The 15,882-nt window shown below is 68.3% G+C and carries 12 protein-coding genes and 1 tRNA gene; all 13 read left to right on the top strand.

Features of this window, described 5'->3' with window-relative positions:
• Window positions 1–270 precede the first annotated feature (270 nt).
• On the top strand, window positions 271–1,296 hold the full coding sequence (locus HBB12_RS11255; RefSeq protein ID WP_236989412.1) for an LLM class flavin-dependent oxidoreductase: 1,026 nt from the start codon (window positions 271–273) through the stop codon (window positions 1,294–1,296).
• 111 nt (window positions 1,297–1,407) lie between these two features.
• Window positions 1,408–3,108 carry a lysine--tRNA ligase gene (locus tag HBB12_RS11250; RefSeq protein ID WP_236989411.1) on the top strand — a complete coding sequence of 567 codons (1,701 nt, stop codon included), beginning with the start codon at window positions 1,408–1,410 and terminating at the stop codon, window positions 3,106–3,108.
• 133 nt (window positions 3,109–3,241) lie between these two features.
• Window positions 3,242–3,607: a hypothetical protein gene (locus HBB12_RS11245; protein ID WP_236989410.1), complete on the top strand. Its 366-nt coding sequence runs from the start codon at window positions 3,242–3,244 to the stop codon at window positions 3,605–3,607.
• A 109-nt stretch (window positions 3,608–3,716) separates the two neighbouring features.
• Window positions 3,717–4,907, top strand: a complete 1,191-nt coding sequence (tuf, locus tag HBB12_RS11240) for an elongation factor Tu (protein ID WP_048437545.1) — start codon at window positions 3,717–3,719, stop codon at window positions 4,905–4,907.
• Window positions 4,908–5,387: 480 nt separating this feature from the next.
• Window positions 5,388–5,464: transfer RNA gene (locus HBB12_RS11235), tRNA-Trp, on the top strand.
• A 208-nt stretch (window positions 5,465–5,672) separates the two neighbouring features.
• On the top strand, window positions 5,673–5,978 hold the full coding sequence (gene secE / locus HBB12_RS11230; protein ID WP_236989409.1) for a preprotein translocase subunit SecE: 306 nt from the start codon (window positions 5,673–5,675) through the stop codon (window positions 5,976–5,978).
• Window positions 5,979–6,044: 66 nt separating this feature from the next.
• Window positions 6,045–6,578: a transcription termination/antitermination protein NusG gene (gene nusG, locus HBB12_RS11225; RefSeq protein ID WP_109975431.1), complete on the top strand. Its 534-nt coding sequence runs from the start codon at window positions 6,045–6,047 to the stop codon at window positions 6,576–6,578.
• Window positions 6,579–6,760: 182 nt separating this feature from the next.
• Window positions 6,761–7,210 (top strand): 50S ribosomal protein L11, encoded by a 450-nt coding sequence (gene rplK / locus HBB12_RS11220; protein WP_048430287.1) that lies wholly within the window; start codon window positions 6,761–6,763, stop codon window positions 7,208–7,210.
• A 12-nt stretch (window positions 7,211–7,222) separates the two neighbouring features.
• Window positions 7,223–7,930: a 50S ribosomal protein L1 gene (rplA, locus tag HBB12_RS11215; RefSeq protein ID WP_048430286.1), complete on the top strand. Its 708-nt coding sequence runs from the start codon at window positions 7,223–7,225 to the stop codon at window positions 7,928–7,930.
• A gap of 184 nt (window positions 7,931–8,114) precedes the next feature.
• A complete protein-coding gene (locus tag HBB12_RS11210) occupies window positions 8,115–9,728 on the top strand; it encodes a B12-binding domain-containing radical SAM protein (protein WP_236989408.1) in 1,614 nt (537 codons plus the stop codon).
• A 584-nt stretch (window positions 9,729–10,312) separates the two neighbouring features.
• Complete coding sequence (gene rplJ / locus HBB12_RS11205) at window positions 10,313–10,846, top strand: 50S ribosomal protein L10 (protein ID WP_203157569.1); 534 nt, start codon at window positions 10,313–10,315, stop codon at window positions 10,844–10,846.
• Between the two features lie 51 nt (window positions 10,847–10,897).
• The gene (gene rplL, locus HBB12_RS11200) at window positions 10,898–11,275 is read left to right on the top strand and encodes a 50S ribosomal protein L7/L12 (protein WP_236989407.1); all 378 of its coding nucleotides are present in this window, start codon (window positions 10,898–10,900) and stop codon (window positions 11,273–11,275) included.
• A 355-nt stretch (window positions 11,276–11,630) separates the two neighbouring features.
• Window positions 11,631–15,755, top strand: a complete 4,125-nt coding sequence (rpoB, locus tag HBB12_RS11195) for a DNA-directed RNA polymerase subunit beta (RefSeq protein WP_236989406.1) — start codon at window positions 11,631–11,633, stop codon at window positions 15,753–15,755.
• Window positions 15,756–15,882 lie beyond the last annotated feature (127 nt).

The raw sequence follows: 15,882 nt of genomic DNA, 5'->3' as shown, positions 1-15,882 counted from the left end.
CGTCTCGCTGCTGCCGCGGGCGCAGGCGTCAGCATCGGTGAAACGCCGGACCCGGGCAAGGCCCGCTTTCGAAAGTTCGGAATGGATGGACGCCCCGGCCTGCTCGCTTCGTCCGAAGAGCCGGTATGCCCACGGAGCTCGGCCGGAACCGGCCGGTCCGCGCCGCCCATGCATGTCACGCATCGGCCTCACGCGCTTGCATCCGCCGCCATCAGCCCAAATCTTGGAAACCAGCAGGGGACATGCACTCACACCCTCCGGGATCCACCGATGCCGCCACTCTCCGTCCTCGACCTCGCGCCGATCCCGCAAGGGTCCACGCCCGGCGACGCGTTGCGCAACACGCTCGATCTGGCGCAGGCCGCCGATCGCTGGGGCTTCACCCGCTACTGGGTGGCCGAGCACCACAACATGACCGGCATCGCCAGCGCGGCCACCTCGGTGGTGGTGGGCTACATCGCCGGGGGCACGCACCGGATCCGGGTCGGGGCGGGCGGCATCATGCTGCCGAACCACTCGCCGATGGTGATCGCCGAGCAGTTCGGCACGCTCGCCGAGCTCTATCCCGGCCGCATCGATCTGGGCTTGGGCCGGGCCCCCGGCACCGACCAGCGCACCCTACGGGCTCTCCGCCGCGACCCGGCGGCCTCCGACCATTTCCCGCAGGACGTGCTCGAACTCCAGACGCTCCTCGGGCCGCTGGATGCCGGCCGGGTGATCCAGGCGGTGCCGGGCACGGGCACCAACGTGCCGCTTTGGATCCTCGGCTCCAGCCTGTTCGGGGCGCAGCTCGCCGCGATGCTGGGCCTGCCTTACGCCTTCGCGTCGCATTTCGCGCCCGACGCCCTGATGCAGGCGCTCGAGGTCTACCGCGCCCGCTTCGAGCCCTCAGGCCAGCTGTCCAAGCCCCACGCGATGATCGGCGTCAACGTGATCGCGGCGGAGACCGATCGCGAGGCGCGGCGGCTGTTCACCTCGGCCCAGCAGGCCTTCACCAACATCTTCCGCGGCACCCGCGGCCAGCTGCCGCCGCCGATCGACGACATCGAGACCTATTGGTCGGGCCACGAGAAGCTGCAGGCGTCGGGCATGCTGGCCTGCTCGGTGGTCGGCTCGCCCGAGACGGTGCGCCAGGGCCTCGCGGCGATCGCGGCCCGCACGGGGGCCGACGAGCTGATGGTGGCTGCCGCGATCCACGACCACCGGGCGCGCCTGCGCTCCTACGAGATCCTGGCCGACATCATGGCCGGGTCGCAGGCGGCCGGGAGAGCGGTGCGCGAACCCGCCCACGCCTGAGCGGATCGCCTCGCGTTGACCCTCGGGAGTGCGGCCCATAGGGTGCCGGGCTCCCGAAACGCTCAACCGAAGGCCGCGCCCGCGGCCTCACAGGCCGAAAACCCCCTCGCCATGTCCGTATACAGCATCGATCCCGCCCTGGCGGAGGCCGCCGCCTCCGCGTCCGCCTGGCCTTTCGAGGAGGCGCGCAAGCTCGTCGCCCGGCTGGAACGGACGGGCAAAGGCGAGGTGCTGTTCGAGACCGGCTACGGTCCCTCGGGCCTGCCGCATATCGGCACCTTCGGCGAGGTCGCCCGTACCTCGATGGTGCGCCAGGCCTTCCGGACGCTGACCGGCGATCGCATTCCCACCCGCCTCGTCGCGTTCTCGGACGACATGGACGGCTTGCGCAAGGTGCCGGAGAACGTGCCGAACAAGGCGCTGCTCTCCGAGAACCTCAACAAGCCGCTGACCGCGGTGCCGGACCCGTTCGGCACCCATGACAGCTTCGGCGCCCATAACAACGCCGAACTGCGCCGCTTCCTCGATTCGTTCGGTTTCGAGTACGAGTTCCTGTCGGCGACCGAGTGCTACCGCTCGGGCCGGTTCGACGCGACCCTGCTGCGGGTGCTGGAGCGCTACGACGCCGTGATGGCGGTGATGCTGCCGTCCCTGCGCGCCGAGCGCTCGGCCTCCTACTCGCCGTTCCTGCCGCTCCACCCGGTCACGGGCCATGTGATGCAGGTGCCGATCGACGAGGTGAAGGTGTCCTCGGGCACCATCGTGTGGCGTGATCCCGCCACGGGCGAATCTTACGAGACCCCGGTCACCGGCGGCCACGCCAAGCTGCAATGGAAGCCCGACTGGGCGATGCGCTGGGTCGCGCTCGGCGTCGATTACGAGATGGCCGGCAAGGACCTGATCGACTCGGTCAAGCTCTCCGGGCAGATCGCCCGGGCGCTCGGCGCCGAGCCGCCCGAGGGCTTCAACTACGAGCTGTTCCTCGACGAGAAGGGGCAGAAGATCTCGAAGTCGAAGGGCAACGGGCTCACCATCGACGAGTGGCTGGCCTACGGCACGCCCGAGAGCCTCGCCCTGTTCATGTACAACAAGCCGCGCGAGGCCAAGCGCCTGCATTTCGACGTCATCCCGCGCCACGTCGACGACTACCTGTCGTTCCTCGACAAGTTCCCCGGCCAGGAGCCGAAGCTGAAGCTCGGCAACCCGGTCTGGCACCTGCATGCCGGCGCGCCGCCGGAGCCGGAGCGGGTCGGGAATGGCGGGGCGATCCCGTTCGCGATGTTGCTCAACCTCGTGGCGGTGGCCAATACCGAGGATCCGGCGGTGCTCTGGGGCTTCATCCGCCGCTACGCGCCGGAGGCCTCGCCCGCGACGCATCCGCGCCTCGACCGGTTGGTCCAACACGCCGTGCGCTACTTCCGCGACTTCGTGCGCCCGGCCAAGACCTACCGGGCCCCGAGCGAGGAGGAGGCGGCGGCCCTGCGCGACCTCTCCGAAACGCTCGCTGCGCAGACCGGCTCGACCGATCCGGAGGCCCTCCAGGCTGCGGTCTACGAGGTCGGGCGGCGCCACTTCCCCGACCTGTCGGGCAAGTCGAAGAGCCCGGACGGGCGGCCGGGCGTGTCGCAGACCTGGTTCACCACGCTCTACGGCATCCTGCTCGGCGAGGCCCGGGGCCCGCGCTTCGGCTCTTTCGTCGCGCTCTACGGCGTCGAGGAGACCCGGGCACTCATCGCCCGCGCCCTGTCGGGGGCGCTCGCCGAGGAACACGCGGCGTTCCTGAAGAGCCGCAAGGCTCCGGAAGCGGCCTGATCCACGCATCGGCCCCCGCCTCGCGGCGGGGGTCGTCCCGGCGTTGTCCCCATCCATTCCCCCGGTTACCTTGGCAGCAGGGAATCAGTGGTGGTATGGAACAGAACAGGAACAAACGCCCCGGGACCTCGCCATGCGCGCCGTGATGCCGCTTCTGCTCATCGCCCTGTCGGGTCCGTCCCACGCCATCGAGGTGGCGCGGCCGGCCCGCGAGGCGGCGGCGATCGCAAGGCTGAAGGGCTGCCTGGCGCGGGAATCGGCCGCGGCGCGGACGCGCCACGAGACGGCCGAGCACTTCGCCGTGCGGGCCCAGCATATCTGCCTCCCGGCCAAGCGCGACGCCGCGCGGGCCAAGGCCGTGGCCCTCGTCGCCGCGGGCTTCACCGAGGCGCCGGACCTCGTCGGCGCGGTCGAGCAACTGCTCTCCGACCACGAGCGCGAGACGGCGGAAGCCTATGCCCGCAGCCTCGACCGCCGGCGCGTCGCCGGGACCCCCTGAGGGGGTGCCCGCGCGATGCCGGACTTGATCAACCGGCGCTAACCCTCTAAGCGGGCCGCGCCTTCCGCCCGGCTGGACGTCGTGGGCGGGCTTGCCGCAGGTGAGGGATATGGCCAAGGAAAAGTTTTCGCGGACGAAGCCGCACTGCAACATCGGCACCATCGGTCACGTTGACCATGGCAAGACCTCGCTGACCGCGGCGATCACGAAGGTCCTGGCCGAGTCTGGCGGCGCGACGTTCACGGCGTACGACCAGATCGACAAGGCGCCGGAGGAGAAGGCGCGCGGCATCACGATCTCGACGGCGCACGTCGAGTACGAGACCCCGAACCGGCACTACGCGCACGTCGACTGCCCCGGGCACGCCGACTACGTGAAGAACATGATCACGGGTGCGGCGCAGATGGACGGCGCGATCCTGGTGGTGTCGGCGGCCGACGGCCCGATGCCGCAGACCCGCGAGCACATCCTTCTGGCGCGCCAGGTCGGCGTTCCTGCGCTGGTTGTGTTCATGAACAAGGTCGACATGGTCGACGATCCGGAGCTCCTCGAGCTGGTCGAGCTGGAGGTGCGCGAGCTTCTCTCGAAGTACGACTTCCCGGGCGACGACATCCCGATCACGAAGGGCTCGGCTTTGTGCGCGCTGGAGAACCGCGAGCCGAAGATCGGCCACGAGGCGATCCTCGAGCTGATGAAGACGGTGGACGCCTACATCCCGCAGCCTGAGCGTCCGATCGACCTGCCGTTCCTGATGCCGATCGAGGACGTGTTCTCGATTTCGGGCCGCGGCACGGTGGTGACGGGCCGGGTCGAGCGCGGGATCGTGAAGGTCGGCGAGTCGGTGGAGATCGTCGGCATCCGCCCGACGACGACGACGACGGTGACCGGCGTCGAGATGTTCCGCAAGCTGCTCGACCAGGGCCAGGCGGGCGACAACGTCGGCGTTCTCCTGCGCGGCACCAAGCGCGAGGACGTGGAGCGTGGGCAGGTTGTGTGCAAGCCGGGTTCGGTGAAGCCGCACACGAAGTTCAAGGCCGAGGCGTACATCCTGACGAAGGAGGAGGGCGGGCGCCACACGCCGTTCTTCACGAACTACCGTCCTCAGTTCTACTTCCGGACGACGGACGTGACGGGCGTGTGCCAGCTGCCCGAGGGCACCGAGATGGTGATGCCGGGCGACAACGTGACGATGGACGTGACGCTGATCGTTCCGATCGCCATGGAGGAGAAGCTGCGCTTCGCCATCCGCGAGGGCGGCCGCACCGTCGGCGCCGGCGTCGTCGCCTCCATCACCGAATAAGTCGACCGGTCCGGGGCTGCAAGGCGGCCTCGGGCTCTGAAGCGAAGGGGCGGGCGCCTGACCGGGCGCCCGCCCTTTTTCGTTGCTCGAATGCGATTCGGCTCTTGGCACTTCACGTCATCTCACCTTGGACCTCATCCTGAGGTGTCAGCCCATCGAAGGTGGGCTGACCTCGAAGGAGGGCTCCAGGGATCGTCCAGGCTTCTGGAGCCCTCCTTCGAGGCCCACTGCGTGGGCACCTCAGGATGAGGTCGCTAATGGGAGACAGGTGCTGCAATCCCAGCCCGAGATGCCCGGCCAAGCCTGCTCGGGCTGTCAGGGCACCTGGCAGGCCCTGCAACGCAACCCTGCGACGCGATGGAGCCGGGCGGGACCGCGGCCACGCGCCGGGCGATCGAGCCGATGTCGCATCCTGTCGCGACATTCCGCTTGCATCGCCCCCGGCGATCCGGCTACAGAGCGGTCGCGCCGCGGCGCTGCAGGAGTGTAGCTCAACTGGTCAGAGCACCGGTCTCCAAAACCGGGGGTTGGGGGTTCGAGTCCCTCCACTCCTGCCAGAGACCGCGAGCCGACCGGAGCCTCCGCCATCACCGGCAGACCTCCGAATAACAATCCGTCCGGGACAGTCGACAAGCGCAGGCAACTGCGCTAGACGCTGCGCCCATCCCAGATCGAACAGGCGGCGAGGCGGGCCGGGGTGATCCTTCGGGTGATCCTGTAGCCCGCGTGCCGCCGTTGGTTTCGAGCGCATCGGTTGTCCGAGCCATGGCATCGAACGAAGCGACGAAGAAGATGGACCTCGGGCGCAACGCCTCCCGCAGCACCCCGCCGGCCCGCGGCGGCGCTTCTCCGACCCCGCCCGTGCGTCCGGCGCAGAAGCGCGTCGGTCCGTTCGAGTTCCTCCAGCAGGTGCGCGACGAGGGCCGGAAGGTCACCTGGCCGACCCGCAAGGAGACCCTGGTCACCACCCTGATGGTGTTCGTCATGGTGGTGGTGGCGAGCGTGTTCTTCACCGTCGTCGACCAGGTGCTGCGCTATGCGGTGACGCTGGTGCTGGGCATCGGGGCCTGATCGAGCAGAGATGACCCGGCAGATGCCGGCCCGCGACGGGGCCGCCGCCGGACTGGAGTGAACGCCGTGTCGAAGCGCTGGTACATCGTCCACGCCTATTCGAACTTCGAGAACAAGGTCGCGCAGTCGATCAAGGATCAGGCGGCGCAGCGCGGCCTGACGGAGAAGTTCGACGAGGTCATGGTCCCGACCGAGAAGGTCGTGGAGGTGCGCCGCGGCCGCAAGGTCGATGCCGAGCGCAAGTTCTTCCCCGGCTACGTGCTGGTGAAGTGCGACCTCACCGACGAGGTCTACCACCTCATCAAGAACACCCCGAAGGTCACGGGCTTCCTCGGCGCCGACAAGTCGAAGCCGGTGCCGATCCCGGATGCCGAGGCCGAGCGCATCAAGGGCCAGGTCCAGGAAGGCACCGAGCGCCCGAAGGCCTCGATCGCCTACGAGGTCGGCGAGCAGGTCCGCGTCGCGGACGGCCCCTTCGCGTCCTTCAACGGTGTCGTCGAGGAAGTCGACGAGAGCCGCTCCCGCCTCAAGGTGGCGGTCTCCATCTTCGGCCGGGCGACCCCGGTCGAGCTCGAATACGGTCAGGTCGAGAAGCTCTGATCGTACCCGGCGGATCGGTTCGGGAACCGTACGGGGCGCGGCAGCGCGCCTCGTCTTTTTACGTTCCCGAACGATCCGCCCCTCACCCGCGGAAGGCCCGCCCGGAAACGCCTCCGGGAGCCCGGGCCGCACCGCGACCTGCAACCGCCCTCATTGTTTAGGGCTATTCTGGGAGCAGTCCCATGGCGAAGAAGATCACGGGCTACGTGAAGCTTCAGGTCCCGGCCGGCGCCGCCAATCCGTCGCCGCCGATCGGTCCCGCGCTCGGTCAGCGCGGCCTCAACATCATGGAATTCTGCAAGGCCTTCAACGCGAAGACCGCGCAGATCGAGAAGGGCACCCCGATCCCGGTGATCATCACCGCGTATCAGGACCGCTCCTTCACCTTCGAGATGAAGCAGCCCCCGGTCTCCTTCTTCCTGAAGAAGGCCGCCGGCCTGAAGATCGGCAAGAAGCCGGCCTCCGGCTCGAAGACCCCCGGCAAGGGCGCGCCCGCCGGCAAGGTCTCCGAGGCGCAGATCCGCGAGATCGCCGAGAAGAAGATGCCCGACCTGAACTGCGATTCGGTCGATTCCGCCGTCGCCATGATCCGCGGCTCCGCCCGCGCGATGGGCCTCGAGATCACCGCGTAAGGGGAGGGCGACATGGCACAGACAGGCAAGCGCATCCGCGCCGCCCGCGAGGGCATCGCGGTCACCAAGCTCTATCCGCTCGACGAGGCGGTGAAGCTGATCAAGGAGCGGGCCAAGGCCAAGTTCGACGAGACCTTCGAGGTCTCGATGAATCTCGGCGTCGATCCCCGCCACGCCGACCAGATGGTCCGCGGCGTCTGCAACCTGCCGAACGGCTCCGGCCGGACCGTGCGGGTGGCGGTGTTCGCCCGCGGCCCGAAGGCCGACGAGGCGCGGGCCGCCGGTGCCGACATCGTCGGCGCCGAGGACCTGCTCGAGACGATCCAGGGCGGCACGATCGACTTCGATCGCTGCATCGCCACCCCGGACATGATGCCGCTGGTCGGCCGCCTCGGTAAGGTGCTGGGCCCGCGCGGCCTGATGCCGAACCCGAAGGTCGGCACCGTCACCATGGACGTGAAGGGCGCCGTCGCCGGCGCCAAGGGCGGCTCGGTCGAGTTCCGCGTCGAGAAGGCGGGCATCGTCCACGCCGGCATCGGCAAGGTCTCGTTCGACGAGCAGAAGATCGTCGAGAACATCCGTGCCTTCGCGGATGCCGTGGCCAAGGCGAAGCCCGCCGGTGCCAAGGGCACCTACATCCAGCGCATCGCCGTCTCCTCGACGATGGGCCCGGGCGTGAAGGTCGATCCCTCGAGCGTGCTGGTCTCCGCCGGCGCCTGAGCCGGCGCGACGGTCGCGACACCGATCTGAGGCGCCCGGTCCGGCAACGGACCGGGCGTTTCGCGTTGGGGCCGGCCCGGTCGTCTGACCCTGCGGCATCAGGGGGCCCGGCCGGCGGCCGCATTGCGCGAAAAGCTGACGCGCCGGGGCAGCCTTCCGGCGACGCTGTGCTAGATAAGGCCCCATGCGCAGCACCGTCCCGGTCTCCTCCTCGCGACGCATCCTCTGCGTCTTCCCCGCCTACACGCCCTCGTTCGGCACCTTCTCGCACGCCTATCCGCTGATGGGCGGCGTCAAGGCCTTCATGCCGCCGCAGGGGCTCCTGGTGATCGCCGCCTACATGCCGGAGGCATGGGAGGTGCGGTTCATCGACGAGAACATCGCTCGGGCCAGTCCCGAGGATTTCGCCTGGGCCGACGCGGTCTTCGTCTCGGGCATGCATATCCAGGAGGGCCAGATCCACGAGATCGGCCGCCGGGCCCATGCCGCCGGCAAGGTCGCGGTCCTCGGCGGCCCGTCCGTCTCCGGCGCGCCGGAGAAGTACCCGGATTTCGACTACCTCCATCTCGGCGAGATCGGCGACGCCACCGACCGGCTGATCCGGCGCCTCGACGAGACCGTGGCGGTGCCGGCAGAGCCCGAGCGCTTCGAGACCGCCGACCGGCTCGCGCTCTCCGACTTCCCGGCCCCGGCCTACGAGCGGGTGCCGCTCAAGCGCTACCTGATCGGCTCGCTGCAATTCTCGTCGGGCTGCCCCTATCGCTGCGAGTTCTGCGACATCCCGCAGCTCTACGGCCGCCAGCCGCGGTTGAAGACGCCCGAGCAGCTCTGCGCCGAACTCGACGCGATCGTGGCGCAGCCCGCTCACCCGGCGGTGGTCTACTTCGTCGACGACAACTTCATCGGCAACCGCAAGGCGACCCGAGAGATGCTGCCCCACCTCGTGGAGTGGCAGAAGCGGAACAACTATCCCCTGCAGTTCGCCTGCGAGGCGACGCTGAACATGGCCAAGCAGCCCGAGATCCTCGAGCTGATGCGCCAGGCCAACTTCATGACGGTGTTCGTCGGCATCGAGACCCCGGAGGCCGACGCGCTCAAGGGCATCGACAAGACCCACAACGCCGCCGTGCCGATGTACGAGGCGATCGAGACCCTGAACTCCTACGGGCTGGAGGTGACCTCGGGCATCATCCTCGGCCTCGACACCGACACCGACAAGTCCGAGCAGAACCTGATCGACTTCATCGACCGCTCGGCGATTCCGGTCCTCACCATCAACCTGCTCCAGGCCCTGCCCAAGACCCCGCTCTGGGACCGCCTGGAGCGCGAGGGCCGGCTCGTCCACGATGCCAGCCTCGAATCGAACGTGCTGTTCAAGCGACCGCACGACGACGTGGTGCGATCCTGGCGCCGGGCCATCGCCCATGCCTACTCGCCCGAGCAGCTGTTCGAGCGCTTCAAGCGCCAATGCGACGTCACCTACCCGAACCGGATCACCACGCCGACGGCCGGCAAGCTGACGCTGACCAACCTGCGCCGCGGCCTGATCCTCGGCTTCAACATCGTCACCCGGGTCGGCCTGTTCTCGGATTACCGCAAGCCGTTCTGGCGCGCGGCGGGATACGCCCTCAAGCGCGGGCAGATCGAGGCGGTGTTCAACATGGGCTTCGTCGCCCACCACCTGATCCGCTTCACCCGCGAGGCGCTGCGCGGCGAGCACAACGCCTCGTTCTACGCGGCACAGGACAAGGCCAAGGCGGAGGCCGCCGCGAGGGGAGGGGCCCGGCAGGCGGCGTGAGCCGCGACGACCACGAGTCTGGCGTGAGCCGCGAAGGTCGGGAATCCAACGGCATGACCTGGAGGGTCTGACGGGAAATCCGCCCCTGCGACCGAATTTCCTCGTGCCGGGCGAAATTTCCCCTGCCGGGGCACTTGGCAGGGCGTTTGCACGCCGCTATAGACCCGGCTCCACGTTTCCGAGATCGAAAGGATTCGGCCGACAGGCCGGTCCTGGAGAGAGGTCCCCGGGCGACCGGGTGACCAGAGTGGCCGGAAGGGCTCAGGGGGAAACCCCTCGCGCCCCGTCCGGCCATGTCCTGTCCGAGACTGCAGGCGCCGGCATCCGCCGGCTTAATCCGCAAAGCCTGCACAGACGGGGAAGACCGAGTTTCACCGCCCCCTGGCCTTACCCGGGTCAAGCGGGGCGTCGGTTTGAACCATCTCGCCCGAGGCGAGGGACCGCACGGTCCTTGGCATCGGGGGCAGGGCCGTGAAAGCGTCGTTCGGGACGCCGCGGTCTTCCTGTGAAGGCCCCGGCTCATCCTGGGCGGCAACTGCAACCGGCGGGGCCCATCCGGGTTCCGCCAACCGGAGAGAGCCAAGGTGGACAGAGCAGCAAAAGCTGATCTCGTCTCGACGCTCAACGGGGTGTTCACCAGCACCTCCGTCGTCGTCGTGGCCCACTACAAGGGCCTCACGGTCGCCGACATGCAGAAGCTGCGCTCGCAGATGAAGCAGGCCGGCGCCACCGTGAAGGTCGCGAAGAACCGCCTCGCCAACATCGCTCTCGAAGGCACGGACGTCGCCTCCATTCAGCCCCTCCTGAAGGGCCCGACCCTGCTCGCTTATTCGAGCGATCCGGTCGCGGCCGCCAAGGTGGCGGTGGACTTCGCCAAGGCCAACGAGAAGCTGGTCATCCTCGGCGGAGCCATGGGGACGACCGCCCTGAACCCGGACGGCGTGAAGGCCCTGGCCTCGCTGCCGTCCCTCGACGAACTGCGCGCCAAGATCGTGGGCCTGGTCCAGGCTCCCGCGACCAAGATCGCCCAGGTCGTCAACGCGCCGGCCGCCAAGCTCGCGCGCGTGTTCGGGGCCTATGCCAAGACCGGCGACGCCCAGACCGACGAAGCGGCCTAACGGGCTGTTCGAGACCAAACCGTTCAAACCGACAACATCAGGAAGTGAAAAATGGCTGATCTTGCCAAGCTCGTCGACGACCTGTCCTCGCTGACCGTTCTCGAGGCCGCCGAGCTCGCGAAGATGCTCGAGGAGAAGTGGGGCGTCTCGGCCGCTGCCGCCGTCGCCGTCGCTGCCGGCCCGGCCGGTGGCGCCGCTGCCGCCCCCGTCGAGGAGCAGACCGAGTTCACGGTCGTGCTCGCCGCCGCCGGCGACAAGAAGATCGAGGTCATCAAGGAGGTCCGCGCGATCACCGGCCTCGGCCTCAAGGAGGCCAAGGACCTGGTCGAGGGCGCTCCGAAGCCGATCAAGGAGGGCGTGTCCAAGGACGACGCCGCCAAGCTCAAGGCCCAGCTCGAGAAGGCCGGCGCCAAGGTCGAGCTCAAGTAAGACGGTGGCGGGCCACCCGGCCCGCCGCGCGCTCCGGACCAGTCTCAGGCTGGTCCGGGGCCACCAGCCCGCGGGCCTCGCGCTCGCGGGCTATGGTCGCTTCAAGTGCTTCTCATGAAACTCCCGCTGCGCCGACGTGGCCACAAGCGAGCGACGACGGTGATCGGGAGTTTCATGAGAGACACTTGGCGCACCCCCTCGGGATCCGGGGTACGGATCACCATATAGGTTTTCAAGGGATGCGGGCGGCCGGTGCACGGGCGGTCCGCGCGGTGACGGCAGGTTGATGCGGGCTCGATTCGGCCAGCGTCCCACCGGGGCCGTATAAGCGGTGGATGAGGAGCGAGGTCAACCCATGGCCAACACGCTGGTCGGTCGCAAGCGCATTCGCAAGTTCTTCGGCAAGATTCGGGAAGTCGCCGAGATGCCGAACCTCATCGAGGTCCAGAAGGCGTCATACGACCAGTTCCTGATGGTGGACGAGCCCGAAGGCGGGCGCGCCGACGAGGGCCTGCAATCGGTCTTCAAGTCCGTCTTCCCGATCTCCGACTTCTCCTCGACCGCGCTCCTCGAGTTCGTCAAGTACACGTTCGAGCAGCCGAAATACGACGTCGACGAGTGCCGCCAGCGCGGCATCACCTTCGCCGCCCCGCTGAAGGTGACCCTGCGGCTGATCGTGTTCGATGTCGATCCCGATACCGGCGCCAAGTCGGTCAAGGACATCAAGGAGCAGGACGTCTACATGGGCGACATGCCCCTGATGACGGAGAACGGCACCTTCATCGTCAACGGCACCGAGCGCGTCATCGTCTCGCAGATGCACCGCTCGCCGGGCGTGTTCTTCGACCACGACAAGGGCAAGACCCACTCCTCGGGCAAGCTCCTGTTCGCGGCGCGCATCATCCCGTATCGCGGCTCCTGGCTCGACGTCGAGTTCGACGCCAAGGACATCGTGCACGCGCGCATCGACCGCAAGCGCAAGATCCCCGTCACCTCGCTGCTCTTCGCGCTCGGCCTCGACGGCGAGGAGATCCTGTCGACCTTCTACAACCGCGTCACCTACGTGCGTGACGGGCACGACTGGCGCGTGCCCTACGATGCCGAGCGGCTGAAGGGCTTCAAGGCCTCGGCCGACCTGATCGACGCCGATTCGGGCGAGGTGGTGCTGGAGGCCGGCAAGAAGCTGACCGCCCGCAACGCCCGCCAGATCGCCGAGAAGGGCGTGAAGGCGCTGCGCGCCACCGACGAGGACCTGATCGGCCAGTACATCGCCGAGGACATGGTCAACTACAAGACCGGCGAGATCTACGCCGAGGCCGGCGACGAGATCAGCGAGAAGGTCCTCAAGGGCCTGACCGACGTCGGCATCGAGGAGATCCCGGTCCTCGACATCGACCACGTCAATATCGGCCCCTACATCCGCAACACGCTCGCCGTCGACAAGAACTCGGCCCGCGAGGGTGCGCTGTTCGACATCTACCGGGTGATGCGCCCGGGCGAGCCGCCGACGCTCGAGACCGCCGAGGCGATGTTCCATTCGCTGTTCTTCGACGCGGAGCGCTACGACCTCTCGGCCGTCGGCCGGGTGAAGATGAACATGCGCCTCGACCTCGACGCGGCCGACACCGTGCGGACGCTGCGGCGCGAGGACATGCTGGCGGTCGTCAAGGCGCTGGTGGATCTCCGCGACGGCAAGGGCGAGATCGACGACATCGACCATCTCGGCAACCGCCGGGTGCGTTCGGTCGGCGAGCTGATGGAGAACCAGTACCGTCTGGGTCTCCTGCGCATGGAGCGCGCCATCAAGGAGCGGATGTCGTCGGTCGACATCGACACCGTGATGCCGCAGGACCTGATCAACGCGAAGCCGGCGGCGGCCGCGGTGCGCGAGTTCTTCGGCTCGTCGCAGCTGTCGCAGTTCATGGATCAGACCAATCCGCTCTCCGAGGTGACGCACAAGCGCCGTCTCTCGGCGCTCGGCCCGGGCGGTCTGACCCGCGAGCGCGCCGGCTTCGAGGTGCGCGACGTGCACCCGACCCACTATGGCCGGATCTGCCCGATCGAGACGCCGGAAGGCCCCAACATCGGCCTGATCAATTCGCTCGCCACCTTCGCGCGCGTCAACAAGTACGGCTTCATCGAGACCCCGTTCCGCCGCGTGCGCGACGGCGTGGTCACCGACGAGGTCGCCTACCTCTCCGCCATGGAGGAGGCGAAGTACCACGTCGCCCAGGCCAACGCGCAGATGGACGAGAACCGCAAGCTCACGGAAGACTTGGTGGTCTGCCGGCGGGCGGGCGAGGTGATCGTCGTCGGCCCCGAGCGGGTCGACCTGATGGACGTGAGCCCCAAGCAGCTCGTGTCGGTCGCCGCGGCGCTGATCCCGTTCCTCGAGAACGACGACGCCAACCGCGCGCTGATGGGATCGAACATGCAGCGCCAGGCGGTGCCGCTGGTCCGCGCCGACGCGCCCTTCGTCGGCACCGGCATGGAGGCGGTGGTCGCGCGCGATTCGGGGGCCGCCATCGGCGCCCGGCGCGCCGGCGTCATCGATCAGGTCGACGCGACCCGTATCGTCATCCGCGCCACCGACGAGGCCGACGCCTCGAAGCCCGGCGTCGACATCTACCGGCTGCAGAAGTTCCAGCGCTCGAACCAGTCGACCTGCATCACCCAGAAGCCGCTCGTGCGCGTCGGCGACGTGGTGAAGAAGGGCGACATCATCGCCGACGGTCCCTCGACCGAGTTCGGCGAGCTGGCGCTCGGCCGCAACGTGCTCGTCGCGTTCATGCCGTGGAACGGCTACAACTTCGAGGACTCGATCCTGCTCTCCGAGCGGATCGTGAAGGATGACGTGTTCACCTCGATCCACATCGAGGAATTCGAGGTGATGGCCCGCGACACCAAGCTGGGTCCGGAAGAGATCACCCGCGACATCCCGAACGTCTCGGAAGAGGCGCTCAAGAACCTCGACGAGGCCGGCATCGTCTATATCGGCGCCGAGGTCCACGCGGGCGACATCCTGGTCGGCAAGATCACCCCGAAGGGCGAGAGCCCGATGACGCCGGAGGAGAAGCTCCTCCGCGCCATCTTCGGCGAGAAGGCCTCGGACGTGCGCGACACCAGCTTGCGGGTGCCGCCGGGCGTCACCGGCACGATCGTCGAGGTCCGGGTGTTCAACCGCCACGGCGTCGACAAGGACGAGCGCGCCCAGGCCATCGAGCGCGAGGAGATCGAGCGCCTCGCCAAGGACCGCGACGACGAGCAGGCGATCCTCGACCGCAACACCTATGCGCGTCTCGGCGATCTCCTGGTCGGCCAGTCGCCGGTCGCAGGCCCGAAGGGCTTCAAGAAGGAGACCCTGCTGACCCGCGAGCTGCTGGCGGATTATCCCCGCTCGCAATGGTGGCAGTTCGCCGTCGTCGAAGACCGTCTCATGACCGAGATGGAGGCGATGCAGAAGCAGTACGACGAGTCGAAGAAGCGCCTCGAGCAGCGCTTCCTCGACAAGGTCGAGAAGCTGCAGCGCGGCGACGAGCTGCCCCCCGGCGTCATGAAGATGGTCAAGGTCTTCGTGGCGGTGAAGCGCAAGATCCAGCCCGGCGACAAGATGGCGGGCCGGCACGGCAACAAGGGCGTCGTGTCGCGCATCGTCCCGATCGAGGACATGCCGTTCCTGGAGGACGGCACCCACGCCGACATCGTGCTCAACCCGCTCGGCGTGCCGAGCCGGATGAATGTCGGGCAGATCCTCGAAACCCATCTGGGCTGGGCCGCCGCGGGCCTCGGCCGTCAGGTCTCGCAGGCCGTGGATGCGTACCTGCGCACCCACGACATCGAGCCCCTGCGCGAGCGGATGAAGGCGATCTACAGCGAGTCCGAGCTGGCCGGCCTGACCGACCAGGATCTCGCCGAGGTCGGGAACAACCTGCGCCGCGGCGTCCCGATGGCCACCCCGGTGTTCAACGGCGCCAAGGAAGCCGACATCGAGACCATGCTGGAGATGGCCGGTCTCGACCGGTCGGGCCAGTCGACGCTCTATGACGGGCGCACCGGCGAACCCTTCGACCGCAAGGTCACGGTCGGCTACATCTACATGCTGAAGCTGCACCACCTGGTGGACGACAAGATCCACGCGCGCTCGATCGGTCCGTACTCGCTCGTCACCCAGCAGCCCCTGGGCGGCAAGGCGCAGTTCGGCGGCCAGCGCTTCGGCGAGATGGAGGTGTGGGCGCTCGAGGCCTACGGCGCCGCCTACACGCTGCAGGAGATGCTGACGGTGAAGTCCGACGACGTCGCCGGCCGCACCAAGGTCTACGAGGCCATCGTGCGCGGCGACGACACCTTCGAGGCGGGCATTCCGGAGAGCTTCAACGTGCTGGTGAAGGAGATGCGGTCGCTCGGCCTCAACGTCGAGCTCCTGTCCTCCAAGCGCGCGGCCAACGACCAGCTCGAGGCGCCTCCCGAGGCGGCCGAGTAAGCGCGACCCGATCCCAACCTGACGACGGCGGCGGGGCCCTCAGAGCGAGGGCCCCGGCCGCCGAAACCCGTTTCATCCGACGGCGGCCCGAATTCCCAGGCCCTTCGCCCGGCCCTTCGCGGCGCCC

Source organism: Methylobacterium sp. SyP6R, assembly GCF_019216885.1.
Taxonomy (GTDB): domain Bacteria; phylum Pseudomonadota; class Alphaproteobacteria; order Rhizobiales; family Beijerinckiaceae; genus Methylobacterium.
Note: the sequence above shows the minus strand (reverse complement) of the source record. Positions and strands in the feature narration are given on the sequence as shown.